The sequence below is a fragment of the Kitasatospora sp. NPDC088391 genome, from assembly GCF_044753345.1.
Lineage (GTDB): Bacteria > Actinomycetota > Actinomycetes > Streptomycetales > Streptomycetaceae > Kitasatospora.
In genome coordinates this window covers 848,276-872,391 of record NZ_JBIVNB010000003.1, presented here as the reverse complement: position 1 = coordinate 872,391, position 24,116 = coordinate 848,276, and the positions used below count along the sequence as shown (strand labels likewise).

Below are 24,116 nucleotides of genomic sequence, written 5' to 3'. Positions count from 1 at the left end.
GGTCTGGCCGCTCGCATCCGAATGATCGAAGGACCAACGTGGGTAATACGCGTATCACGCGTCCGATCGCCCTCGGCGCGCCGCTCACCGCCGCCGCCGCGCTCCTCGCTCTCGGCACCGCACCGGCCCAGGCCGTCGCCGACGACGACGTCACGCTCCGCGTGCCGTCGGCCGTCTCGCTGCCGGGCGCGCCGGACACCGGTGCCGCCACCGCCGTCGGCCTGTACATCCCGGCCTCCGGGCACCTGGCCACCAACACGTCCCGGGACCTCGTCGTCACCTTCGACGCGACCGGTCTGAACGGCCTCGCCACCTTCAAGCCCGAAGCCTCCTGGGCCTCGAAGTGCACCACCGCGGGGCTGGTGTACACCTGCACCTTCAACCAGTACGGCGCCCCGCCGATGCAGGGCTCCTTCAACACCCAGTTCCAGCCGACGCTGACCGCCAACAAGGGCGTGCCGCACGGCATCCCCGGCCACCTGAAGGTCACCGGCGGCTGGGCCGGCGGCCCGGCCTCCAGCACCGACGTCTCGGTGTACGTGGGCGGCCCCAAGCTGGAGTTCGACGCCTCGCTCGGTCAGGACGACCACGAGGGCGGCAAGGCCGGCTCGACCTTCAAGGAGAGCCTGCGGGTCACCAACAACGGCTCGATGGAGAGCGGCCGCCTGGTCATCGGCGCCACCCTCTCCCCCGGCCTGAGCTTCCGCACCAAGCTCGCCAACTGCTCGTACGGCGTCCAGAACAACGGCTCCGGCCCGTTCGACCACACCGAGGCCGCCATCTGCACCATCAACACCTCGGTCAAGCCCGGCGAGAGCGTCACCGTCGACCCGCTGGAGATCGGCATCGACGCCGACTCGCTCTACCCGGACGTCGAGTACTACGTCGACTCGGGCGACTACGACACCTTCTCGTACCCGCGCCGGGCGTTCACCTTCACGCCCGCCTCCGGCACCGGCACCCGGCTCACCGCCGGCCTGCCCGAGACGGACGGCGCCAAGTCCGGCCCGCCGAACCTCGGCCCGGACGCGCACAGCATGACCATCGTCCAGTACCGGGTCGACAACCACGCGGACTTCTCGGCCCGCGCCGCCTGGGCCCCCACCGACGGCGGCAAGAAGGGTGCCCTGACCCTCACCGGGCACAACGGCGGCCCCGCCTCGATCGCCTACCTGCGCAGCGGCAACAGCATCGCCACCTTCCTGGTGACGCTGCCGGACGGCGTCGGCCTGGACGGCACCCCGGACAACTGCGGCGCCCGGAACGACGACCCGCACACCGTGGTCTGCTCCTTCCCGATGTGGCTGGCCAACGACGCGGACCAGACCTTCACACTGCCGCTCACGGTGGCCGACCCGGCCGCCGCCCCGAAGGTCACCGCCGCGCTGACCACCGAGTGGGCCGCGTACGAGAAGAAGGTCGAGCCGCTCCCGTACGACCAGGAGAACGGCAACAACACCGTCACCCTGGCGCTCGGCGGCACCCCCGCCACCGCCCAGCCCACCACCCCGGGCACCGGCGGCTCCACCCCGCCGAGCACCGGCACGCCGACCGGGCAGCCCACCGCGACCCCGACGGACACCAGCACCCCGACCGCCTCGCCGTCCGCCACCGGCACCGCCCCGACCGGCACCGACAACGGGACCGGCACCGGGACCGGCGGCAACCTGGCCTCCACCGGCAGCGACGGCAGCGGCACCCTGCTCGGCCTCGGCCTGGGCGCCGTCGGCCTCGGCACGGCGGCCGTCCTGGTCGCCCGCCGCAAGCGCGGCGCCCGCGCCTGACGCACCGTCGGGTGCCCCGGTCCGCCCCCCTCGGCGGACCGGGGCACCGGCACGTCCCGGGGCGGCGCGCGCGGGCACGGATATCCTGTGGCGGAAGCGGGCGTGAGCCTGGCTACCCTGGTGGGGTGAGCGATCAGAGCACTCTCCCCGCGACCGACGACCTTCCCGAGCAGATGCGCGTCCGGCGCGAGAAGCTGGACCGGCTCCGGGCGGCCGGCATCGACCCGTACCCGGTCGGTTTCCCCCGCACCACCACCATCGCCGACCTGCGTGCCAAGCACCCCGACCTGGCCCCGGACACCGCGACCGGCGAGCGGGCCGGCGTGGCCGGCCGCGTCGTGCTGGCCCGCACCGGCGGCAAGCTCTGCTTCGCCACCCTGCGGGACGGCTCCGGCGACCTCCAGGTGATGCTCTCCCTGGACAAGCTGGGCGAGGAGCGGCTCGCCGCCTGGAAGACCGACATCGACCTGGGCGACCAGGTCGGCGTCGAGGGCGAGGTGATCACCTCCAAGCGCGGCGAGCTGAGCGTGATGGTGGACCGCTGGGAGCTCACCGCCAAGTGCCTGCGCCCGCTGCCGGACAAGCACAAGGGCCTGACCGACCCGGAGGCCCGGGTCCGCCAGCGCTACGTGGACCTGATCGTCAACCCCGAGGCGCGCGAGATGCTGCACCTGCGCACCCGGGTGATCCGCTCGATCCGCCGCACCTACGAGGACCGCGGCTACCTCGAGGTCGAGACCCCGATGCTGCAGCCGATCCACGGCGGCGCCAACGCCCGCCCGTTCAAGACGCACATCAACGCGTACGACATCGAGCTGTACCTGCGGATCGCCACCGAGCTGTACCTCAAGCGCCTGGTGGTCGGCGGCGCCGAGAAGGTCTTCGAGATCAACCGGAACTTCCGCAACGAGGGCGCGGACGCCACCCACAACCCGGAGTTCACCGCCCTGGAGTCGTACGAGGCGTACGGCGACTACGACACCCAGGCCGAACTGATCCGGGCGATCATCGTCAACGCGGCCCGGGACGCGCTGGGCGGCACCGTGGTCAAGGGCGTCGGCCCGGACGGCACCGAGCACGAGATCGACCTGGCCGAGCCCTGGCAGGAGGTCTCGGTGTACCCGGGCATCTCCGCCCACCTGGGCACCGAGATCACCCCGGCCACCTCGGCCGAGGAGCTGCGGGCGCTGGCCAAGGCCCACGACCTGGACCAGTACCTGGACCCGAACTGGGACCACGGCCAGATCGTCCTGGAGCTGATCGAGCGCCTGCTGGAGCACCACGCGATCAAGCCGACCTTCATCAAGGACTACCCGACCTCGGTCTCCCCGCTGACCCGGCAGCACCGCTCGATCGAGGGCGTGGCCGAGAAGTGGGACCTGGTGATCTTCGGCACCGAGATCGGCACCGCCTACTCCGAGCTGATCGACCCGGTCGAGCAGCGCGCCCGCCTCACCGCGCAGTCCCTGCTGGCGGCCGGCGGCGACGTCGAGGCGATGCAGCTGGACGAGGACTTCCTGCGCGCCCTGGAGTACGCGATGCCGCCCACCGGCGGCCTCGGCCTCGGCGTGGACCGCCTGATCATGCTGCTCACCGGCAAGAACATCCGCGAGACGGTGCTCTTCCCGCTGGTGAAGCCCGAGAAGGCCGAGACGGCCCAGAAGACCGAGCAGGCCGCGGCCGGGGACCCCGGGACCGCGGAGACCACCGAGGAGTAGGCGATGGAGTACGTCAGCGCGATCGTTCCGCCGCTGGTGATGGCGATCGGTTTCGCCTTCCTGGTGCGGGCCATCATCCGCAGCCAGGGCGGCGCCCAGAAGGCCAAGGAGGACGCCGCGGCCGAGGCCATGGCCGCGCGTTCCGCGGCCGAATAGCGGACCGTCCCGGCCCGGCGTGCCGTTCCCCCTTCCCGGGGAACGGCACGCCGGGCCGTTCGACGTTTGCGGTCTTTTGTCCCCATCGGTCCTATCCTTGGCCGCACTATGGTGCGGCAACTCGGAGAACTCGAGAACGACATCATGACCAGGGTCTGGCGGTGGAACCGCCCGGTCACGGTTCGAGAGGTTCTGCAGGATCTGCGGTCGGAACGCGAAATCGCGTACACGACCGTCATGACGGTGCTCGACAAGCTGTATCGAAAGGGCTGGGTGCGCCGGGAGCGCGACGGACGCGCATACCGTTATGAACCGGTCTCCTCCCGCGAGGCATACACCGCCGCGCTGATGAACGACGCCTGGGGGACGAGTGACAATCCGGCCGCCGCGCTGGTGCACTTCTTCGGGATGATGTCGCCGGAACAGCGCGAGTGGCTGCGCGACGCCCTCCGGGTGGCGGGGGCCGATACCGAGGAGACCCGGCCCCCCGCGGCACGATAACGTTCCCCGGCATGGAGGTCACCATCCGCCGTGCGCGGACCACCGACGTGCGCGCCGTCCGCCGGCTCATCGACGCGTACGCGCGGAACGGCATTCTGCTCGACAAGCCGACCGTCACCCTGTTCGAATCCGTCCAGGAGTTCTGGGTCGCCGAGCGCGACGAGGACGGCCGGGTGGTGGCCTGCGGCGCCCTGCACGTGATGTGGGAAGACCTCGCCGAGGTGCGCACCCTGGCGGTCGATCCGGTCTGCAAGGGGCTCGGTATCGGCCACCAACTGCTGGACAAGCTGCTGGAGACCGCGCGCTGGCTCGGCGTCCGTCGGATTTTCTGCCTGACGTTCGAGGTGGCGTTCTTCTCGAAACACGGCTTCGTGGAGATCGGCGAAAACGACGATCGTACGGCAGACCCGGCGGCCGTGGCCACAGAAGTCTATGAAGAACTCCTGCGCTCGTACGACGAAGGCGTCGCCGAGTTCCTCGACCTGGAGCGGGTGAAGCCGAACACGCTGGGCAACTCGCGGATGCTGCTGCACCTCTGACTCATGCCCAGGGACGCGACCTGCGACACAGGGGTTTGTGTTTTCCGGGAAAAGACGCTTTCCTTTCTCTAGGCAATGGACCGTTATCGCGGAAAGGGAAGCCCGTGGCACAGAGGGTTCAGGTCATTCTGGAAGACGACCTCGACGGTGGATCCGCCGACGAGACCGTGACGTTCGCCCTCGACGGCGTGGCCTACGAGATCGATCTGAAAAGCGACAACGCGGAGAAGCTCCGCGGTCTGCTGGCCCCGTACGTCGACAAGGGCCGCAAGCAGAGCGGCCGGCTGACCGCGCCGCGCCGCAGCGGGGGCACCCGGGGTGCCGGGCGCGCCGCCGCGTCCGGGCAGGCCGACACGGCCAAGATCCGCAACTGGGCGAAGGAGAACGGCCACCCGGTCAACGACCGCGGCCGCGTCCCGAGCAACGTGCGCGAGGCCTACGAGCGGGCGCACGCCTCCTGACCCTCCGGGGTCACCGCGGGCGGCAGGCCCAGCCGGTCCCGCGCGCAGGCGTCCGCCAGGGCGTCGAGCAGGCAGAGCAGGTCGGGCGAGCGCAGGTCCAGCACGGGCCGCGGCGCGCCGGCCCGCAGCCAGTCCGAGGTCCGCGGTTCGGGCACCCGGGGGTTCCCCGGGTGCGCGGCGGCGCTCTCGACGGGCAGCCGCAGTTCGGGCCCCCAGCCGAGCCAGGCCAGCAGGTCGGGCACCGGCTCGGCGGTGCCGGGCGCGAGCAGGAAGACCGCCCGGCCGCGGTGCCGCAGCACCGGCCCGGCGTTCCGGCCCAGCCGCTCCAGCCGCTCCAGCGCGGCGAGCCCGGGGCCGAGCGGCGCGCTGACCCGGTCCGATCCGCGCCAGGTCCCCGGCGCCGCGCGGAGCGCGGCCGACGGGCGGGCGGGAGCCGGCGGCGGGCGGGTCACGGCCTGTGCAACGCCGGAGGGGCCGACCCGGTCACGGGACCGCCACCGGTATGGCGGTACGCCCCCCGCGGCCGACCTGATGATCCGTCAGCCCGGGCGTCGGGCCGGCCGACTTCTCGCCGGGCGAACACGCGCACCCCGGAAAGCACGCGAAACCCGCCGCGTTACCGGGTATGAATGCTGGTGGACGGGGTCGAAGGAGCCCGGACGCAGCACTTCGCGGGACCGGTCCGCCGGTTCGACCGGACCGTGTTCGCCGTTGGCGTAGCGGTATCCGGTGCATCGGGCCCGCGGCTGGGAACACCGTCTCCCAGCATCAGGTTGGGAAAGGTGTCGGCTGGTCGCGCAGCATGTTGCTCCCGCTCCGCGGGAGTTCCGTGGCCGCGCTGCTGAGCGGGACTAGCATGCGGAAGGACAGGGCGGGGACGGCCCCCGAACTGACCGACCGCTCTGAGGAGCGATTAACGATGTTCGAGAGGTTCACCGACCGCGCGCGGCGGGTTGTCGTCCTGGCACAGGAAGAAGCCCGGATGCTCAACCACAACTACATCGGCACCGAGCACATCCTCCTGGGCCTGATCCACGAGGGCGAGGGTGTCGCCGCAAAGGCGCTGGAGAGCCTCGGCATCTCGCTAGAGGCGGTCCGCCAGCAGGTGGAGGAGATCATCGGCCAGGGCCAGCAGGCCCCGTCCGGGCACATCCCCTTCACCCCCCGGGCGAAGAAGGTGCTGGAGCTGTCGCTCCGCGAGGCCCTTCAGCTCGGCCACAACTACATCGGCACCGAGCACATCCTGCTCGGCCTGATCCGCGAGGGCGAGGGCGTCGCCGCCCAGGTCCTGGTGAAGCTCGGCGCCGACCTGAACCGGGTCCGCCAGCAGGTCATCCAGCTGCTCTCCGGCTACCAGACCGGCAGCGGCAAGGAGTCGGCCACGGCCGGCGGCCCGGCCGAGGGCACCCCGTCGACCTCGCTGGTCCTCGACCAGTTCGGCCGGAACCTCACCCAGGCCGCCCGCGAGGCCAAGCTCGACCCGGTGATCGGGCGCGAGAAGGAGATCGAGCGGGTCATGCAGGTGCTGTCCCGCCGCACCAAGAACAACCCGGTGCTGATCGGCGAGCCCGGCGTCGGCAAGACCGCGGTCGTCGAGGGCCTGGCCCAGGCGATCGTCAAGGGCGAGGTCCCGGAGACGCTGAAGGACAAGCAGCTCTACACGCTGGACCTCGGCGCCCTGGTGGCCGGTTCGCGCTACCGCGGCGACTTCGAGGAGCGCCTGAAGAAGGTGCTCAAGGAGATCCGCACCCGCGGCGACATCATCCTGTTCATCGACGAGCTGCACACCCTGGTCGGCGCGGGCGCCGCCGAGGGCGCGATCGACGCCGCCTCCATCCTGAAGCCGATGCTGGCCCGCGGTGAGCTGCAGACCATCGGCGCCACCACGCTGGACGAGTACCGCAAGCACCTGGAGAAGGACGCCGCGCTGGAGCGCCGCTTCCAGCCGATCCAGGTCGCCGAGCCCTCGCTCCCGCACACCATCGAGATCCTCAAGGGTCTGCGCGACCGGTACGAGGCCCACCACCGGGTCTCGATCACCGACGCCGCCCTGGTCGCCGCCGCGACCCTGGCCGACCGGTACATCTCGGACCGCTTCCTGCCGGACAAGGCGATCGACCTGATCGACGAGGCCGGCTCCCGGATGCGCATCCGCCGGATGACCGCGCCGCCGGACCTGCGCGAGTTCGACGAGAAGATCGCCGACGTGCGCCGGGAGAAGGAGTCCGCGATCGACGCGCAGGACTTCGAGAAGGCGGCCGGCCTGCGCGACAGCGAGAAGCAGCTGCTGCAGGCGAAGGCCAAGCGCGAGAAGGAGTGGAAGGCCGGCGACATGGACGTCGTCGCCGAGGTGGACGAGGAGCTGATCGCCGAGGTCCTGGCCACCGCCACCGGCATCCCGGTCTTCAAGCTGACCGAGGAGGAGTCCTCCCGCCTGCTCCGCATGGAGGACGAGCTGCACAAGCGGGTCATCGGCCAGGAGGACGCCATCAAGGCGCTCTCCCAGGCGATCCGCCGCACCCGGGCGGGCCTCAAGGACCCGAAGCGCCCCGGCGGTTCGTTCATCTTCGCCGGCCCCTCGGGCGTCGGTAAGACCGAGCTGTCCAAGACGCTGGCCGAGTTCCTGTTCGGGGACGAGGACGCGCTGATCGCGCTCGACATGTCCGAGTTCTCCGAGAAGCACACCGTCTCCCGGCTGTTCGGTTCGCCCCCCGGCTACGTCGGCTACGAGGAGGGCGGCCAGCTCACCGAGAAGGTGCGCCGCAAGCCGTTCTCGGTCGTCCTCTTCGACGAGGTCGAGAAGGCCCACCCGGACATCTTCAACTCGCTGCTGCAGATCCTGGAGGACGGTCGCCTGACCGACTCCCAGGGCCGGGTCGTGGACTTCAAGAACACGGTCATCATCATGACCACCAACCTCGGCACCCGGGACATCTCCAAGGGCTTCAACCTGGGCTTCGCCGCCACGGGTGACGTCCAGGCCGGCTACGAGCGGATGAAGACCAAGGTCGGCGAGGAGCTCAAGCAGCACTTCCGCCCCGAGTTCCTGAACCGCGTCGACGACATCGTGGTCTTCCACCAGCTGTCCGAGGCGAACATCATCGAGATCGTCGACCTGATGATCGCGCGGGTGGACCAGCGCCTGAAGGACCGCGACATGGGCATCGAGCTCAGCGCGGAGGCGAAGAGCCTGCTGGCGAAGCGCGGCTACGACCCGATCCTGGGCGCGCGTCCGCTGCGCCGCACGATCCAGCGGGAGATCGAGGACCACCTGTCCGAGAAGATCCTGTTCGGTGAGCTGCGGTCGGGCCACATCGTGGTGGTCGGCGTGGAGGGCGAGGGCAAGAACGCCAAGTTCACCTTCCGCGGCGAGGAGAAGACCCCGGTCGCGGACACGCCGGCGGAGGTCACCGCCTCCGGGCCGGACCTGACCAAGTAATAGCACCGCAAAGCTCGTCACAAGTCGCCGCCCCCGACCGCACAGGTCGGGGGCGGCGGCTTTTCCGTTCCGGCTTTCAGTTGAAAAACTGTTTAGGTTTCCATGTGGTGTGAATCGGGGCACGCGGGCCGCCGAACGGGCGGGGTCCGTCGCGGTGCGGATGCGACCCACCGGTAAGTTGCCTGGTCGGCGAGAGGATTGACGATCCGTCAGCCCTGCGGGGCCGCCGGAGCATAGCGGCGTGACCATGCCATGGTCAAGGTCTTTCTTTTTTACCGCGCCTTGGGTCAAATGTCGTCCACCTGTCTTGCATTGGTTCACCGGTTCGGGCCAACAGCCGCGCCGGTAAGGGGAGGACGTCACCACGTTGAACATAACCAAGAGGGCTCTCGCGGCCTCCGCCGCCATCGCGGTGTCCGCCGCGCTGGGCGCCGGCATGCTGCCGGGCACCGCCACTGCCGCCCCGGTGACCCCGGTCGTCAAGGACCCGGCCGACGCCGCGCAGAACGACAGCGTTCCGCTCGAACTGCAGAGCCCGCTCGCGGCCAAGCAGCAGGCGCAGCAGAACGCCGCCGTGGAGCAGCTGGTCAACGGCAGTGCCAAGGTCGAGAAGCACGGCAGCGGCACCTCGGTGAAGCTGGGCCGCGACAAGTACGTCGAGCTGTCCCGTGAGCGCACCGACAAGATCTTCACCATCCTCGTCGACTTCGGCGACCAGGTGGACAACACCACCACCACGCCCGACGGCAAGGTGAAGTACGGCGGCACCCCCGGCCCGGCGAAGAACCAGATCGCCGCCCCGGACCGCGCCACCAACAACTCGACGGCCTGGCAGGCGGACTACAACCAGCAGCACTACCAGGACCTGTACTTCTCCCCGAACAAGCCCTCGCTGAAGACCTACTACGAGCGCCAGTCCTCCGGCCGGTACTCGGTCGACGGCCTGGTGACCGACTGGGTCCGGGTGCCGTGGAACGAGGCCCGCTACGGCTCGGACTACTGCGGCCAGCACGTCTGCGCCAACGCGCAGGACCTGATCCGCGACGGCATCAACGCCTGGGTCGCCGACCAGAAGGCCAAGGGCCGCACCGACGCCCAGATCAAGGCCGACCTGGCGCAGTACGACCAGTGGGACCGCTACGACTACAACGGCAACGGCAACTTCAACGAGCCGGACGGCTACCTGGACCACTTCCAGATCGTCCACGCCGGTGAGGACCAGTCGGCCGGCGGCGGCGTGCAGGGCACCAACGCCCTGTGGGCGCACCGCTCGTACGTCTACGCCAACCAGGCCGGCAAGACCGGTCCGGACAACAACAAGCTCGGCGGCACCCAGATCGGCGCCACCGGCCTGTGGGTCGGCGACTACACCATGCAGCCGGAGAACGGCGGCCTGGGCGTGTTCGCGCACGAGTACGGCCACGACCTCGGTCTGCCGGACCTGTACGACACCAGCGGCCAGGGCATCGACAACTCGGTCGGCTTCTGGTCCCTGATGTCGTCCGGCTCCTGGCTGGGCGAGGGCAAGAACGAGATCGGCGACATGCCGAACGACCTGGACATCTGGTCGAAGCTGAAGCTCGGCTGGCTGGACTACGACACCGCCAAGGCCGGCCAGTACTCGCTGCACCTGCTCGGCCCGACCGAGTACAACAACAAGCGCAAGCAGGGCCTGGTCGTCGACCTGCCGAAGAAGACCGTCACCACCGAGATCAACACCCCGTTCGCGGGTGCCAACGAGTGGTGGAGCGGCAGCGCCGACAACCTGAACGTCACGCTGACCCGCACCGTGGACCTGACCGGCAAGACCTCCGCCTCGCTCACCGCGAAGGCCTGGTACGACCTGGAGCAGGACTACGACTTCGCGTACGCCGAGGTCTCGGTCGACGGCGGCAAGAACTGGACCGCGCTGGCCGGCACCTTCAACGGCACCGCGCTCCCGGACAACGCCCTCAGCGGCTCCTCGAACGGCGCCTGGGGCGACCTGGCGTTCTCGCTGGACGCCTACGCCGGCAAGTCCGTGCAGGTCCGCTTCCACAACACCACCGACGGCGGCGTCCACAACAAGGGCCTGGCCCTGGACAACATCGCGGTGACCGCGGACGGCACGGCCGTGTTCAGCGACGGCGCCGAGAACGGCGACAACGGCTGGACCGCCGCCGGGTTCTCCCGGATCACCGGCAAGTTCAACAAGGACTACGACCAGCACTACCTGGTCGAGAACCGCCAGTACGTCTCGTACGACACCACGCTGAAGACCGGCCCGTACCTGTTCGGTTCGGCCGCCAAGCCGAACTGGGTGGAGCACTACGCCAACCAGAACGGTGTCCTGATCTGGCTGTGGGACTCCTCGCAGACGGACAACAACGTGGCGAACCACCCGGGCCAGGGTCTGATCCTCCCGATCGACATCCACCCGGACACCCTCAAGTGGAGCGACGGCACCCTGCTGCGCCCGCGTCTGCAGGGCTACGACTCCACGCTGAGCTTCGCCCGCACCGACGGCCTGAAGATCCACAAGGCCGACGTGCTCACCAAGATCCCGAGCTCGCGCGGCGTCACCGTGTTCAACGACCACACCACCAAGTACTGGTCGGCGGACAACCCGTACAGCAGCGTGCAGGTGCCCGACACCAAGACCCAGATCCAGGTGCTGTGGCAGTCCTTCAACGAGCTGGAGGCCCTGGTCTACGTCAAGCCCGTGAAGTGACGTAGCACCTGACGCTCCGGCAGTACCGGACACGAGTGCCCCGGCGGTTTCCGAACCGCCGGGGCACTTCGCCGTCCTGACGCCGGGTCAGCCCTTGTGCAGCAGGTCGAGGAACTCCTCCATGGCCGCGGCGACCTCGTCGGCCGTCCACTCCAGGGCGTCGGCCTGGACGGTCACCTCGGTCATCGACAGGCCGGGCAGCGGGCCGGGCTCCCACCAGCCGCCGAACAGCGAGGTGCCGCGCTCCTCGGCCTGCCGGTGGCCGGCCTCGTTCAGCCGCTCGGCCGGGTGGGGCAGCCAGAGCTGGAACTGGTGGGTGTGCGGCGGCTCGGGGTGGACCCGGGCGTCGGGGGCGGCGGCGGCCAGCGCGGCGGCGACCGTCCTGGCGTGCGCCGTGTAGGCGGGCAGCCGGGGCAGTTCGCGGTCCAGGCCGGCCAGCGCGGACAGCACGGCGGGCCACTGCTGCCAGATCTGGCCGCCGTAGCGGTGCCGCCAGACCTTGAGCCGGCGGACCCACTCCTCCTCGCCGGCCACCATCGCGCCGCTGTGGCCGCCCAGCGACTTGTAGAAGGAGACGTAGACCGAGCCGGCCCGGGCGCAGATCTCCGGCAGCGGGCGGCCGAAGTGCGCGGTGGACTCCCAGAGCCGGGCGCCGTCCAGGTGGACCGGGCGGCCCTGCTCCTCGGCCAGGTCGTACAGCGCGTCGAGCTCGCCCCAGGAGGGCAGCAGGAAACCCGCGTCGCGCAGCGGGAGCTCCAGCATCAGGACGTGGTAGGGCTCGTCGAGGGCGGCCAGCTCGGCCGCGGTGGGCAGGCGGCGCGCGGTGGTCAGCGGGACGGTGCGCAGCTCGGAGAGCACCCGGTGGGCGCCGCGCTCGTGCACCTCGGGGTGGGCCAGCGGGTGCATGCCGACCACCGGGCCGTGGGTGTCGGCCCAGGTCCGCAGGGCGGCCTGCTGGGCCATCGTGCCGGTGGGGAAGTAGGCGGCGTCGGGCTTGCCGAGCAGGTCGGCGACCCGGCGCTCCAGGGTGCGGACCAGGCCGTCGCCGTACTTGTCGACCGGTCCGTCCAGCGGGTGGGGGCCGTCGGCGAGGGCGGCCAGGTCGGCCAGGGACTCGCGGACGGTCTGGGGGCGGAGCCCGGACAGCAGGCGGTCGGCCTGGCGGCGCGCGGTGAACCGGCGGTCCGGGGGTGGGGTGTCGTTCATCAGCTGATCATCTCCGACGGTTCGGTGGATCGGATGGCGCAGCTGGTTCGAAAGCCCGTTCTACCCGGGCCGGTTCGGGCCCAAACCGGTCGGCCGCCGGTGGCGATGGTCACAGGCCGTTCGGGAAGTCCTACCCCCGATAGGAGGTTTGGGAGGAAAAAAGCCGTTCTGCCCGAAGCTCTCGGGGCCTCCTCCCCCCGCCGTCCGCACTATCCGCCGTCGTAGGTCACACCTTTGGGCCCGCGGGTCCGGTTCGTTTACACCGGAGTCGTTCCACCGGTCCGGCGAGCCCCTGCGGCTCGGCCCCGGTCCGGCCCCGTCCGTGAGGTCCCGACTCCCGATGCGACAGTTCCCCGCCACCGGCCGCCGGCTTCTCCAGGCGATCGGCGCCCAGCACGTCCGGTCCGCGCTGCGCCCCGACTCCCCCGCCGCCGTCCGCCGCGCCCCCGCCCTGGCGCTGGCCTCCGGCGCCGTCGTGGTCGCCTTCGGCGCGCTGCTGGTGCCCGGCGGGAACGCCGCCGCCCAGACCGCCCAGGCCGCGCAGGCCGTCGGGACGTCCGTCTTCACCGTCGAGGACGTGCTGCTGGGCCGGGCCGCCGACCAGCACGCCCAGCCGGCCGGGAAGGCCCACGACAGCGCCCACGACGCGATCGTCGCCAGCCTGGCCGACAGCGGGCCGCACCAGGACGCCGGCCACGACCCGGTCGTGGCGGGCCTGGTGCCCGCCACCGCGCCGCACCAGGACGCCCCCGCGCCGCAGGAGCAGGCCGCCTCCCGGAGCGAGCAGCGCACCGAACTGCCCGCCGCCGCCCCGGCCGCCCCGGCCGAGCAGCCGGCCCCCGCGCCCGCCGAGCAGCCCGCGCCGAAGCCCGCGTGGTCCTCCCCCGCGCCCGGCGCGAGCATCAGCAACCCCTACCACCGGACCAACGCCGCCTACGCGGCCGGCTACCACACCGGCACCGACTTCGCGGTGCAGGTCGGCACCCCGGTGCTCGCGGTCGGCGACTCCACCGTGGTCTCGGCCGGCTGGGCCGGGGCCTACGGCAACCAGGTCGTGCTGAAGCTCTCCGACGGCCGGTTCGCCCAGTACGCGCACCTGTCCCAGCTGGGCGTGAAGGCCGGGCAGCACGTCGACGCCGGGCAGCAGGTCGGCAAGTCCGGCAACACCGGCAACTCGCACGGCCCGCACCTGCACTTCGAGATCCGCACCGCCAACGCGTACGCGAAGGTGATCGACCCGGTCGCCTACCTGAAGGGCCACGGCGCGACCGACCTCTGATCCGCCGCCCCGGCCCTCCCGGGCACTCCCCCGTCGAGCCGTCCGCGCCTACCGCGCGGGCGGCTCGATGCGTGCGGCGACCTCCAGCGCGACCTCCAGGGCGGCCTCCATCGCCTCGTCCACGGTGGGGACGGGCTGCCCGGGCTCGCACAGGTCCGCCTTGAGCAGGAACATCGCCGAGTGCATCGAGGTCAGCGCGACGGTGGCGCGCAGCCGGTCGCGGAAGGTCGGCTCCGGCCCGTGCAGCAGGGTGATCATCCGGAGCATCCGCTCCTTGAAGGCCGTGCCGGCCGCGGAGTCGCGCAGCGCGGGCTGGTTCTCGTGGAAGAAGCGCAGCAGCGGGGCCCGCTCGCCCATCCCGGCGGCGAACCGGCGCAGCAGCTCGTCGCGCAGCTCCGTGGACCAGGGGCGGCCGTCGCCCCAGGCGATGGCGTCGTCCAGCGGGGCGGCCATCTTCTCGACGATGCCGCGGACGATGTCGTCCTTGGTCTTGAAGTGGTAGTACAGGGCGGCCTTGGTGACGCCGAGGCGGTCGGCGATCTCGCGGAGCGAGGTCTTCTCGTAGCCGTTCTCGGCGAACAGCTCCAGCGCCACGTCGATGATCCGCGCTCGGGTGTCGCTGCGGGGGCTCTGGGTGGTGGTCATCGCTGGCGGCCTGCCTCGGGAAGCGGGTGCGGGACGGGTCTTCGACGCCCGTTTCGATTCGCATTCTCCCTGCCCAGTGGGCCTGCGGCGAAACTGGCTTGACGACCGACTGGGGAACAACCTACCGTGCCGCACGGCGATTAACTAGCCGGTCGTCAAGTAAGTACGGCCGCGGACCACACCGCGGCACCTGCGCCCCGGGAGACGCACCATGACAACCCAGCAGTCCGAGGCGGCTCCGGAGGAGCCATCGACCGACCTCGGGAAGAAGCCCGAGGAGTTCGAGCAGCGCTCGCCGCGCGAGATCCGCCTGGTGATGGTGGGCCTGGTGATCACCATGCTGCTCGCCATGCTCGACAACCTGATCGTCGGCACCGCGATGCCGACCATCGTCGGCGAGCTGCACGGCTCCGAGCACATGTCCTGGGTGGTGACGGCCTACACCCTGGCCACCGCCGCCTCCACCCCGATCTGGGGCAAGGTCGGCGACCTGTACGGCCGCAAGGGCTCGTTCCTGGTCTCGATCGTGATCTTCCTGGTCGGCTCGGCGCTGTCCGGCCTGTCGCAGTCGATGGACCAGCTGATCGCCTTCCGCGCCGTCCAGGGCCTGGGCGCCGGCGGCCTGATGGTCGGCGTGATGTCGATCATGGGCGCGCTGGTCGCCCCGCGGGACCGCGGCAAGTACCAGGGCATGTTCGCCGCCGTCATGGCGCTGGCCACCGTCGGCGGCCCGCTGATCGGCGGCTTCATCACCGACCACCTGTCCTGGCGCTGGACGTTCTACGTCAACCTGCCGCTCGGCGCGGTCGCGCTGGCCTTCGTGGTGGTCGTGCTGAAGCTGCCCAAGGTCCGCTCGAACGCGAAGATCGACTACCTGGGCTCGCTGCTGCTGACCGTCGGCATCGTCTCGCTGGTCCTGATCACCACCTGGGGCGGCCACGAGTACGCCTGGGGCTCCAAGCAGATCCTCGGCCTGGCCGCGCTCGGCGTCGCCTCGCTGATCGGCTTCTGCTACGTCGAGCAGCGGGTCGCCGAGCCGGTCATCCCGCTCGGCCTGTTCCGCAACCTCAACTTCACCATGGTCTCGATCATCGGCTTCATCGTCGGTTTCGCGATGTTCGGCGCGGTGACCTTCCTGCCCACCTACCAGCAGATCGTCCAGGGCGCCTCGGCGACCAACTCCGGCCTGCTGCTGATGCCGATGATGTTCGGCATGCTGGTGGTCTCCCTGGTGGTCGGCCAGGCCATCACCAAGACCGGCAAGTACCGGATCTACCCGATCATCGGCACCGTGGTGATGACCGGCGGAACGCTGCTGCTCTCCACCCTCTCGGTGGACACCAAGAGCTTCACCTCTTCCTGCTACATGGTGGTGCTCGGCGCCGGCATGGGCTTCCTGATGCAGGTCACCATGCTGGTCGCGCAGAACAGCGTCGAGCTGAAGGACATGGGCGTCGCCTCCTCCTCCGCCACCCTGTTCCGCACCATCGGCGGCTCCTTCGGCGTCGCGCTGTTCGGCACCCTGTACACCAACCAGGTCAACGACAGCCTCCAGAAGCTGCCGCCGGAGGTGCTCGCCCACATGAAGCAGGGCGGCGGCGAGGGCATGTCGGCGATGAACCCGGCCACCCTGCAGCACCTGCCGGCGAACGTGCTGGACGCCTACCGGCACGGCATCTCCAACGGCATGCACACCGTCTTCCTGTGGGGCACCGTGATCTGCCTGGTCGCCGTGGCGGCCGCGCTGTTCGTCCGCGAGGTCGCGCTGCGCGGCGGCCCGGCCGCCGCCGAGGCCAAGGCGGACGCCGCCCTGGAGGGCGCGGTCTGACGACCGCCCGCAGCACGCCGAAGCGGCCCGGGGCACCCGCCCCGGGCCGCTCCGGCGTTCCCGCCCGCCGCTTCCCCGCCCGCCGCTGCCCCGCCGCCGCGCCGCGCGCCCGCTACTGCGGCAGCCGGTAGGTGCCCGGGCCGACCGGCTCCACCAGCCCGTCCGCGACCAGCCCGTCCAGCGCCCGGGCCCGCTGCACCGCGTCCGGCCACACCACGTCCAACTGCTCCTGGGCGACCAGCCCGTGGGACTCCCGCAGCACCGCCAGCAGCTTGCCGCGGACCTGCCGGTCGGTGCCCTCGTAGGTCTGCCCGCGCCGGGCCGGGCCCTCGTACGGCGGGCAGCCCGCCAGTTGCCAGGCGCACCGCGCCTTCAACGGGCAGGCGCCGCACTCCGGGCCGCGCGCGGTGCACACCAGGGCGCCCAGCTCCATCACCGCCACCGCCCAGGTCGCGGCCCGCTCCTCGCCGGCCGGCAGCAGTTCGGTCGCGGTCCGCCGCTCGGCCGCGGTGGTGGCGTTGGCCGGGTACTCGACGCCGGTGACCGCGCGGGCGAACACCCGGCGCACGTTGGTGTCCAGCACCGCGTGCCGCTGCCGGAACGCGAACGAGGCGACCGCCGCCGCCGTGTACTCCCCCACCCCGGGCAGCGCCAGCAGCGCCGCGTGGTCGGACGGCACCTCCCCGCCGTGCCGCTCGGTGATCGCCACCGCGGCGGCGTGCAGCCGCAGCGCCCGCCGCGGGTAGCCGAGCCGGCCCCACAGCCGGACCGCCTCGCCGGGCGTGTCCGCGGCCAGCGCGGCGGGGGTGGGCCAGCGCTCCAGCCAGGCCGCGTACGCGGGCAGCACCCGCTTCACCGGCGTCTGCTGGAGCATGAACTCGCTGACCATCACCGCCCAGGGCGAGGCGTCCGCGGTCCGCCAGGGCAGATCGCGGGCATGCGCCTCGTACCAGCCGATGACGGTCGAGTGCAGCGCCTGGAGGGCGCCGGGGGCGGGAGTCGAAGCAGTGGCAACCATGGCCCCCCGATCCTGCCACGACCACCCGCCGGGCCTTAAAGCCCCAGGTCGTCGAGCTCCTTCAGCAGGTCCGCGCGCGGGCTGACCGGCGCCGGCCCGATCTGCGGCTGCGCCGGGGCCTCCGCCGGGGCGGGCACCGCCCCGTTCCGGCGGGCCGCCGCGGCGGTGAGCGACGCCGGGGCCTTCGCGCCCCTGGTCCGGAAGATCCACGCCCCCGCCAGGCCGCCGACCAGCCCGCCCAGGTGCCCCAGCCAGGACACCCCCGGCGTGCCCGGCACCGCCGTGGTCAGGATGTAGGCGAAGGACGCGCCCATCGCCAGGCCGATCAGGGTGTCGATCAGGTTCCGGTCGAACACGCCGCGCAGCACCACGTAGCCGAAGTACCCGAAGATCACGCCGCTGGCGCCGACGGTCACCACGTCCGTCCGCTCGAACAGCCACACCGCCATGCCGCTGGTCACCACCACCAGCGCCGTCAGCCCGAGGAACTTGCGCACGCCCCGGTACGCGGCGAGGAACCCGAAGACGAACAGCGGGCCCGAATTGCCCTCCAGGTGCTGCCAGTTCAGGTGCAGGAACGGGGCGGTCAGCAGGTACCCGAGGCTGCCCGCGTCCCGGGCCCGGATGCCGTGCAGCAGCGCCAGCCGCTCGTCCGTCAGCCAGTTCACCAACTGGACCGCCCAGACCAGGCAGACCACCGTGAACACCGTGAAGAACGCCCGGCGCGCCTCGGCGATCAGTTGCGCGGGATCGAGGGTCGGGGGCGTACCGGGAGCGGGTTCGTGCGCGGGGGCCATGAGGGCGACTATAGGGCGACACGCCGGGCTGTCGAGTCCCCCTTACGGAGCAAATGGCGGATCATGTGAAAGAAGTGCTCCCGGTGCGGTGTTGATGCGTCAACAGGTCCACACCGTCTCGTAGAGTTTGCCCGTGCCTTCTCTGCGCCAGCCCGTCGGACCGCTGCCCGCCTCGATCTACTGGCGGCGCCGCGTCGTCGCCATGACCGTCCTCGCGCTGGTCCTGCTGCTGGTGGGCTGGCTCGTGTTCGGCCGGGACGGCGGCGGCGATCCGAAGAAGGCCGGCAGCGGCACCCCCCTGCCCGCCCCCGCCCAGTCCATCGACCCGGGCGCGTCCCCCAGCGGCCCCGCCATCACCACCCGCCCCGGCGGCACCGGCGGGTCCTCCACCGGCGGGTCCTCGACCGGCGGCGGCGCGGGCGGCGACATCAGCGTCACCGGCGGCGGCAGCACGGGCGGCGGGTCCTCGACCGGCGGCTCGGGCGGCACGGGCGGCGGCAACTCCCGCCCCGGCGGCGGCGCCTCGCCCGCCGTCAACACCCCCGAGGTGATGGCCCTCCCGGTCTGCACCACCTCGCAGCTGACGCTGGAGCTGGCCTCGGCGCAGAACGCGTACGCGGTGAAGGACAAGCCGCGGCTGGCCCTGACGGTCCGCAACTCCTCCGGGTCGGCCTGCCGGGTCAACCTCTCCCGGGAGAACTCGGCGATCACCGTGACCTCCAGCTCCAACGAGCGGGTCTGGTCCTCCGCCGACTGCGTCCCCGAACGCGCCGACGCCTGGGCCCAGATCGCCGGCAACAGCGGCGTCACCGAGACCTTCACCTGGGACCGCACCCGCTCCAAGCCCCAGTGCGCCACCCCCGACCCCACCCCGGCCCAGCCCGGCAACTACCTCGTCCAGGCCGACCTCACCATCCCCCCGGCCGGGCCGCTCTCCGCCCGCACCTCGATCCGCCTCGAGAACTCCTAGGCGGAGAGCCCCCTCCAGGGAGCCCCGTCAGGGGCCCGGGGAACGGCGGCGCCGAGGGGCTGATGCCCGACGGGCCGCGAGGCGCTGCCCCGTTTCGGGCCGAAGGTCCTCGGCGGAAGCCCCGTGGCGCCCCACCGTGTCCCGGCCCGAAGCCTCTCGGCCCCGCCGTTCCCCGGTCCCCTGATTGTTCCCCTGCAGTTGCCTAAGAGTTCCAGCTCGTCCCCCGCAGACCCCGCCCCAGCGTGGCCGGGAGGAGGGCCGCGGCGAGGGCGGTGGCGAGCAGCAGGAGGACGGTGTCGGCCGCGAGGTGGTCGAGGAGGAGGCCGGCGGTCATGCTGCCGATCGGGAGGCCGCCCATCAGGAGGGTCATCGTTCCGGCCACCGCGCGGCCGCGCATCTCCTCGGGGACGCGCTGGAACACCAGCACGTCGAGCATCACCCGCAGCGCGGGCACGCCCAGCGACATGACGGTGAGCGCGGCGAAGACCACCACCGGCCCGCCCGCGAACGCCGGGAGGGCGAACATCAGCGCGGCGATCCACCCGACGGCGAGCAGCAGCGCGCCGGGCGCGAGCCGCCCGTGCAGGCGGGAGACGAACAGCGCGCCGAGCAGGCCGCCGACGGCCTCGCCGGTGAGGACCAGGCCGGTGCCGACCTCGGAGGTGCCGCCGTCGCGGAGCAGGACCATGACGGCGAGCAGCATCGCCGAGCCCGCCACGTTGAGCGCGACCACGACCAGCACGGTGGCCCGCAGCACCGGGCTGCGGAACAGGTGGCGCAGGCCCGCGAACGCCGCCCCCTTCTCCTTCCGGGGCGTCGCGGCCCCGTCGCGCGCCGGGCTGTCGAAGCGGACGGCGACCGAGGCGCCGAGGGCGAGCGCCGAGGTCAGGACGGTGGTGAGGAAGGGCACGGCCCGGCCGAGGCCGAGCAGCAGGCCGGCCAGCGGGGGGCCGGCCAACGCGGCGCCGTTGACCCGGAGTTCGTCCTGGGAGAGGGCCTGGCGGAGCTGCTCGGGCGGGACGACGGCGCGCAGCGCGAGCATCCGGGAAGGGGCACCGTAGGCCATGGTGGCGCCGATGACGGCGGCGGCGAGCAGGGTGTGCGGGACGGTCAGCCGGTGCAGCAGCAGGGCCACCGCGACGCTGAGCGCGGTCAGCAGCCGGACGCTGTCGGCGAGGATCAGCACCCGGCGCCGGTCGTACCGGTCGGCGACGACGCCGCCGTGCAGGCCGAACAGGACGGAGGCGCCGAACTGGCAGGCGCCGAACGCGCCGGCCAGCGTCGGGGAGCCGGTCATGGCGAGCAGCAGCAGCGGGTACGCGGTGTCGGCGACGCAGGTGCCGAGCATCGAGGAGGCCGAGCCGGCCCACAGGGTCTGGAAGCGCCAGTTGCGGCGCAGCGGCACCGGCTCCACCGCGGGAGCCGCCACCTGTTCGTCGGTCACCGTCATCACTGCCACCCCGTCAGTCCCACGCGTGCGCACGTTCACTACGGCAGCAACGTTCACGCACTCACAACCATTCACGCTTGCGTGAATGGTTGCACGGCCGTGAACAATTGCGCAAGCGTTGACGCTGTGGCTGAATGTGGACGTGGTGGAGCAGATGAAGGAGCGCGAGGTCACGGACGTCGCGACGCTGAAGGCCCTGGCGGACCCGTTGCGGCTGGGCGTCCTCGGGGCGCTGATGAGGCACGACCCGGAGCCGCTCTCGGTGAAGGAGATCGCGGCCGAGCTGGACGAGGCGCCGACCAAGCTGTACCGGCACGTCAAACAGCTGGAGCAGACGGGGCTGGTGTACGTCGCCGAGACCCGGGTGGTGTCGGGCATCGTGGAGAGCCGCTACCGCTCGGCCCAGCAGTCACTGCGGCTGTCGCCGGAGGTGTACGCGGAGGACGACGGCGAGCCGTCGGCCGCGCTGAACGCGATGCTCGCGGCGATGGACCTGGTGCGGGCCGACTTCCGGCGGTCCTTCCTGGCGGGCCGGGTCGACCTGACCCCGGCCGCGCAGGGCAACCCGCGGCCGGGCAAGTTCGCGCACTCCAGCACCCGGATGACGCTCGACCAGCTGCGCACCCTGCGGGCCCGGATCGACCAGGCGCTGGACGAGGTGTTCGAGCAGGGCGAGTCCGACGACCCCGACGCGGTCGAGGTCAACCTGTTCCTGCTGCTCTACGCCCTGAAGCCGCAGGCGGACTGACGGTCCGTCAGACGTACCGCTCCAGGATCGAGGACTCGGCGAGCCGGGACAGCCCCTCGCGCACCGAGCGGGCCCGGGTCTCGCCGACGCCCTCCACCGTCTGCAGGTCGTCGATGGACGCGGCGAGCAGCTTCTGCAGCCCGCCGAAGTGGTCGACCAGCCGCTCGATGACGGTGTTCGGCAGCCGCGGCACCTTCGCCAGCAGGCGGTAGCCGCGCGGCGAGACCGCCGAGTCCAGCGACTCGGGGGTGCCGGTGTAGCCGAGCGCCTTGGCGACCGTCTGCAGGTCGAGCAGCTCGGCGTGGGTCAGCGCCTCCAGGTCGGACAGCACCTCGGTGACGGTGCGGCCCTTCTTCGCCGCGCGGTCCGGGAAGTAGTCGCGGACCACGAGTTCGCGCTCCGGCTCGACGCCCGCGATCAGCTCGTCCAGCTGGAGCGAGAGCAGCCGGCCGTCGGTGCCGAGCTCCAGCACGTACCCGGCGATCTCGCCGGCGATCAGCCGGACCATCTCCAGGCGCTGCACCACGGCCGAGACGTCCCGGACGGTGACCAGGTCCTCGATCTCCAGCGCCGAGAGGGTGCCCGCCACCTCGTCCAGCCGGAGCTTGTAGCGCTCCAGGGTGGCCAGCGCCTGGTTGGCGCGGGACAGCACGGTGGTGGAGTCCTCCAGCACCCGGCGGGCGCCGTTGACGTAGATGGCGATCAGCCGCATCGAGTGCGAGACCGCGACCACCGGGAAGCCGGTCTGCCGGTTGACCCGCTCCGCGGTGCGGTGCCGGGTGCCGGTCTCGTCGGTGGGGATGTTGGCGTCCGGCATCAGGTGCACGCCGGCCCGGAGGATCTTGGTGATGTCCTTGTCCAGCACCACCGCGCCGTCCAGCTTGCACAGTTCGCGCAGCCGGGTGGCGGTGAACTCGACGTCCAGCACGAAACCGCCGGTGCAGAGCGCGTCCACGCTCTTGTCGAAGCCGAGGACGATCAGGCCGCCGGTGTTGGCCCGGAGCACCCGCTCCAGCCCGTCCCGCAGCGCCGTGCCCGGCGCGATCGCACTGAGGGAGGCCCGCAGCAGGGCCTCCTCGCGGGAGGACTTGTCCGCCCGGTCGATGGCTGCCACGTGACTCCTTGGGCCGACCCGGACCGTGTGCCGCGGCGGCCGACGGTCTGTCTGTTGTTCCTGCTGCTGTTCCTGCGATTGATACCAATCAGCAGGTGAAGTCTAACTGCGCGCGGCGGCGGCGGGACGTGGGTCAGCCCAGTTCGTCCGGGTCGACCGGCTCCCAGCCCGCCATCAGCTCCTCCGGATACGCCTGGACGGGGGCCTGCGCCCGGGACCGGACGGGCGGCGCGGCGTCGGCGCCGGCACGACCGGCCGGGGGACGGCCCGCGGCGCCCTCCTCCTGACGGGCCTTCGCGCGCGGCCGGCGGCCCGGGATCGCGCGCAGCGCCTCGCCGATGTCGGCGACCTCGACCACCTTCATGCCCGCCGGGACCTTGCCCGGGTCCGGCGGCACCAGGGCGTGCGTGAACCCGAGCCGGTGCGCCTCCGCCAGGCGGCGCTGCACGCCCGTCACCCGCCGCACCTCGCCCGCCAGGCCGACCTCGCCGATCGCCACCAGGTTGCTCGGCAGCGGCGTGTCGGTCGAGGAGGAGGCCACCGCCAGGGCGATCGCCAGGTCCGCCGAGGGCTCGGTGAGCTTCACGCCACCGACCGTCGCCGTGTAGATGTCCTGCTTGCCGAGCTTCACGCCGCCGTGCCGCTCCACCACCGCCAGGATCATCGCGATCCGCGGCGACTCCAGGCCCGAGGTGGTCCGCCGCGGCGAGGGGATCTGCGAGTCCACCATCAGCGCCTGCACCTCCGCCACCAGCGGGCGCTTGCCCTCCAAAGTGACCGTCAGGCAGGTGCCGGGGACCGGCTTGTCACGGCGCGTCAGAAACAGGCCGGACGGGTCGGCCAGGCCGACGATGCCCTCGTCGTGCAGTTCGAAGCAGCCGACCTCGTCGGTCGCGCCGTAGCGGTTCTTGACGCCGCGGATCAGCCGGAGCCGGGCGTGCCGGTCGCCCTCGAAGGAGAGCACCACGTCCACCAGGTGCTCCAGCAGGCGGGGGCCGGCGATCTGGCCGTCCTTGGTGACGTGGCCGACCAGCAGCGTCGCCATGCCGCGCTCCTTGGAGGCGCGGATCAGCGCGCCCGCCACCTCGCGGACCTGCGCGGGGCCGCCCGGCGCGCCGTCCAGCTCGGCGGAGGCGATGGTCTGCACCGAGTCCAGGATCAGGAGCGAGGGGTTGACCGCCTCGATGTGGCCGAGCACCGCGCCCAGGTCCTGCTCGGCGGCCAGGTAGAGGTGGTCGGAGAGCGCGTTGATCCGGTCCGCGCGCAGCCGGACCTGCCCGGCCGACTCCTCGCCGGTGACGTACAACGTGCGGTGCCGCTCGGAGGCGGCCTTCGCCGCGACGTCCAGCAGCAGGGTGGACTTGCCGACGCCGGGCTCGCCCGCCAGCAGCACCACCGCACCCGGCACCAGGCCGCCGCCGAGCACCCGGTCGAGCTCCGGCACGCCGGTCGAGCGCGCCGTCGCGACCTGCCCGTCGACCTGCCCGATCGGCTTGGCCGCCGAGGAGACCGGCCCGGCCGCCGTGGTGCGGATCGGCACCGCGCCGTACTCCTCGACCGTGCCCCAGGCGTTGCACTCGGGGCAGCGGCCGACCCACTTGAGCAGTTGGGTCCCGCACTCGGTGCAGCGGTACGAGGAGCGCGGCTTGGCGGTGGTCTTGGTACGGGCAGCCATGCGGGCCACGGTAGCGCCTCGCACCGACAACGCCCGGACGTCACCCGAACGGCGTCGAACGGGCGAACAAGAAATCGG

Annotated in this window: 20 protein-coding genes; 12 read left to right on the top strand and 8 right to left on the bottom strand. The window is 71.8% G+C overall.

Features of this window, described 5'->3' with window-relative positions; genetic code table 11:
• The first annotated feature begins 38 nt into the window (after positions 1-38).
• The 6 genes from ACIQBJ_RS12660 to ACIQBJ_RS12635 all read left to right on the top strand — a co-directional run bounded on the left by ACIQBJ_RS12660 (position 39) and on the right by ACIQBJ_RS12635 (position 5,159).
• The gene (locus ACIQBJ_RS12660; RefSeq protein WP_400707946.1) at positions 39-1,784 is read left to right on the top strand and encodes an LPXTG cell wall anchor domain-containing protein; all 1,746 of its coding nucleotides are present in this window, start codon (positions 39-41) and stop codon (positions 1,782-1,784) included.
• Positions 1,785-1,909: 125 nt separating this feature from the next.
• Positions 1,910-3,502: a bifunctional lysylphosphatidylglycerol synthetase/lysine--tRNA ligase LysX gene (gene lysX, locus ACIQBJ_RS12655; protein ID WP_400707944.1), complete on the top strand. Its 1,593-nt coding sequence runs from the start codon at positions 1,910-1,912 to the stop codon at positions 3,500-3,502.
• Positions 3,503-3,505: 3 nt separating this feature from the next.
• A complete protein-coding gene (locus tag ACIQBJ_RS12650) occupies positions 3,506-3,658 on the top strand; it encodes a hypothetical protein (RefSeq protein ID WP_400707942.1) in 153 nt (50 codons plus the stop codon).
• A gap of 108 nt (positions 3,659-3,766) precedes the next feature.
• Positions 3,767-4,159 (top strand): BlaI/MecI/CopY family transcriptional regulator, encoded by a 393-nt coding sequence (locus ACIQBJ_RS12645; RefSeq protein WP_400707940.1) that lies wholly within the window; start codon positions 3,767-3,769, stop codon positions 4,157-4,159.
• An 11-nt stretch (positions 4,160-4,170) separates the two neighbouring features.
• Complete coding sequence (locus ACIQBJ_RS12640) at positions 4,171-4,698, top strand: amino-acid N-acetyltransferase (protein WP_400707938.1); 528 nt, start codon at positions 4,171-4,173, stop codon at positions 4,696-4,698.
• A 104-nt stretch (positions 4,699-4,802) separates the two neighbouring features.
• Positions 4,803-5,159: an Lsr2 family protein gene (locus ACIQBJ_RS12635; protein WP_400707936.1), complete on the top strand. Its 357-nt coding sequence runs from the start codon at positions 4,803-4,805 to the stop codon at positions 5,157-5,159.
• On the opposite strand, the gene ACIQBJ_RS12630 is transcribed toward ACIQBJ_RS12635, so the two are convergent.
• Positions 5,135-5,611 carry a hypothetical protein gene (locus ACIQBJ_RS12630; protein ID WP_400707934.1) on the bottom strand — a complete coding sequence of 159 codons (477 nt, stop codon included), beginning with the start codon at positions 5,609-5,611 and terminating at the stop codon, positions 5,135-5,137. The genes ACIQBJ_RS12635 and ACIQBJ_RS12630 overlap by 25 nt on opposite strands.
• A 467-nt stretch (positions 5,612-6,078) precedes the next feature.
• On the opposite strand from ACIQBJ_RS12630, the gene ACIQBJ_RS12625 reads away from it, so the two are divergent.
• Positions 6,079-8,598, top strand: coding sequence for an ATP-dependent Clp protease ATP-binding subunit (locus ACIQBJ_RS12625; protein WP_400707932.1), 2,520 nt, complete (start codon positions 6,079-6,081; stop codon positions 8,596-8,598).
• A gap of 436 nt (positions 8,599-9,034) precedes the next feature.
• Positions 9,035-11,308 carry an immune inhibitor A domain-containing protein gene (locus ACIQBJ_RS12620; protein WP_400708153.1) on the top strand — a complete coding sequence of 758 codons (2,274 nt, stop codon included), beginning with the start codon at positions 9,035-9,037 and terminating at the stop codon, positions 11,306-11,308.
• An 87-nt stretch (positions 11,309-11,395) separates the two neighbouring features.
• On the opposite strand, the gene ACIQBJ_RS12615 is transcribed toward ACIQBJ_RS12620, so the two are convergent.
• A complete protein-coding gene (locus tag ACIQBJ_RS12615) occupies positions 11,396-12,514 on the bottom strand; it encodes a threonine aldolase family protein (RefSeq protein WP_400707930.1) in 1,119 nt (372 codons plus the stop codon).
• A 340-nt stretch (positions 12,515-12,854) separates the two neighbouring features.
• Between ACIQBJ_RS12615 and ACIQBJ_RS12610 the strand changes: the two genes are divergently transcribed.
• Positions 12,855-13,793: a M23 family metallopeptidase gene (locus tag ACIQBJ_RS12610; protein WP_400707928.1), complete on the top strand. Its 939-nt coding sequence runs from the start codon at positions 12,855-12,857 to the stop codon at positions 13,791-13,793.
• Positions 13,794-13,841: 48 nt separating this feature from the next.
• On the opposite strand, the gene ACIQBJ_RS12605 is transcribed toward ACIQBJ_RS12610, so the two are convergent.
• Positions 13,842-14,438, bottom strand: a complete 597-nt coding sequence (locus ACIQBJ_RS12605; RefSeq protein WP_400707926.1) for a TetR/AcrR family transcriptional regulator — start codon at positions 14,436-14,438, stop codon at positions 13,842-13,844.
• A 211-nt stretch (positions 14,439-14,649) separates the two neighbouring features.
• On the opposite strand from ACIQBJ_RS12605, the gene ACIQBJ_RS12600 reads away from it, so the two are divergent.
• Positions 14,650-16,266 carry an MDR family MFS transporter gene (locus ACIQBJ_RS12600; protein WP_400707924.1) on the top strand — a complete coding sequence of 539 codons (1,617 nt, stop codon included), beginning with the start codon at positions 14,650-14,652 and terminating at the stop codon, positions 16,264-16,266.
• 112 nt (positions 16,267-16,378) lie between these two features.
• Here ACIQBJ_RS12600 and ACIQBJ_RS12595 read toward each other — a convergent pair whose 3' ends face one another.
• On the bottom strand, positions 16,379-17,284 hold the full coding sequence (locus ACIQBJ_RS12595) for an A/G-specific adenine glycosylase (RefSeq protein ID WP_400707922.1): 906 nt from the start codon (positions 17,282-17,284) through the stop codon (positions 16,379-16,381).
• Positions 17,285-17,319: 35 nt separating this feature from the next.
• The gene (locus ACIQBJ_RS12590; protein ID WP_400707920.1) at positions 17,320-18,081 is read right to left on the bottom strand and encodes a rhomboid family intramembrane serine protease; all 762 of its coding nucleotides are present in this window, start codon (positions 18,079-18,081) and stop codon (positions 17,320-17,322) included.
• Between the two features lie 133 nt (positions 18,082-18,214).
• On the opposite strand from ACIQBJ_RS12590, the gene ACIQBJ_RS12585 reads away from it, so the two are divergent.
• On the top strand, positions 18,215-19,051 hold the full coding sequence (locus ACIQBJ_RS12585) for a hypothetical protein (RefSeq protein ID WP_400707918.1): 837 nt from the start codon (positions 18,215-18,217) through the stop codon (positions 19,049-19,051).
• A gap of 202 nt (positions 19,052-19,253) precedes the next feature.
• Here ACIQBJ_RS12585 and ACIQBJ_RS12580 read toward each other — a convergent pair whose 3' ends face one another.
• Positions 19,254-20,501: an MFS transporter gene (locus tag ACIQBJ_RS12580; protein ID WP_400707916.1), complete on the bottom strand. Its 1,248-nt coding sequence runs from the start codon at positions 20,499-20,501 to the stop codon at positions 19,254-19,256.
• Between the two features lie 118 nt (positions 20,502-20,619).
• On the opposite strand from ACIQBJ_RS12580, the gene ACIQBJ_RS12575 reads away from it, so the two are divergent.
• Positions 20,620-21,249, top strand: a complete 630-nt coding sequence (locus ACIQBJ_RS12575; RefSeq protein ID WP_400707914.1) for a helix-turn-helix domain-containing protein — start codon at positions 20,620-20,622, stop codon at positions 21,247-21,249.
• Positions 21,250-21,256: 7 nt separating this feature from the next.
• On the opposite strand, the gene disA is transcribed toward ACIQBJ_RS12575, so the two are convergent.
• Both disA and radA read right to left on the bottom strand, forming a co-directional pair.
• Positions 21,257-22,363, bottom strand: coding sequence for a DNA integrity scanning diadenylate cyclase DisA (disA, locus tag ACIQBJ_RS12570; RefSeq protein WP_400707912.1), 1,107 nt, complete (start codon positions 22,361-22,363; stop codon positions 21,257-21,259).
• Between the two features lie 133 nt (positions 22,364-22,496).
• Positions 22,497-24,038, bottom strand: a complete 1,542-nt coding sequence (radA, locus tag ACIQBJ_RS12565) for a DNA repair protein RadA (RefSeq protein ID WP_400707910.1) — start codon at positions 24,036-24,038, stop codon at positions 22,497-22,499.
• Positions 24,039-24,116 lie beyond the last annotated feature (78 nt).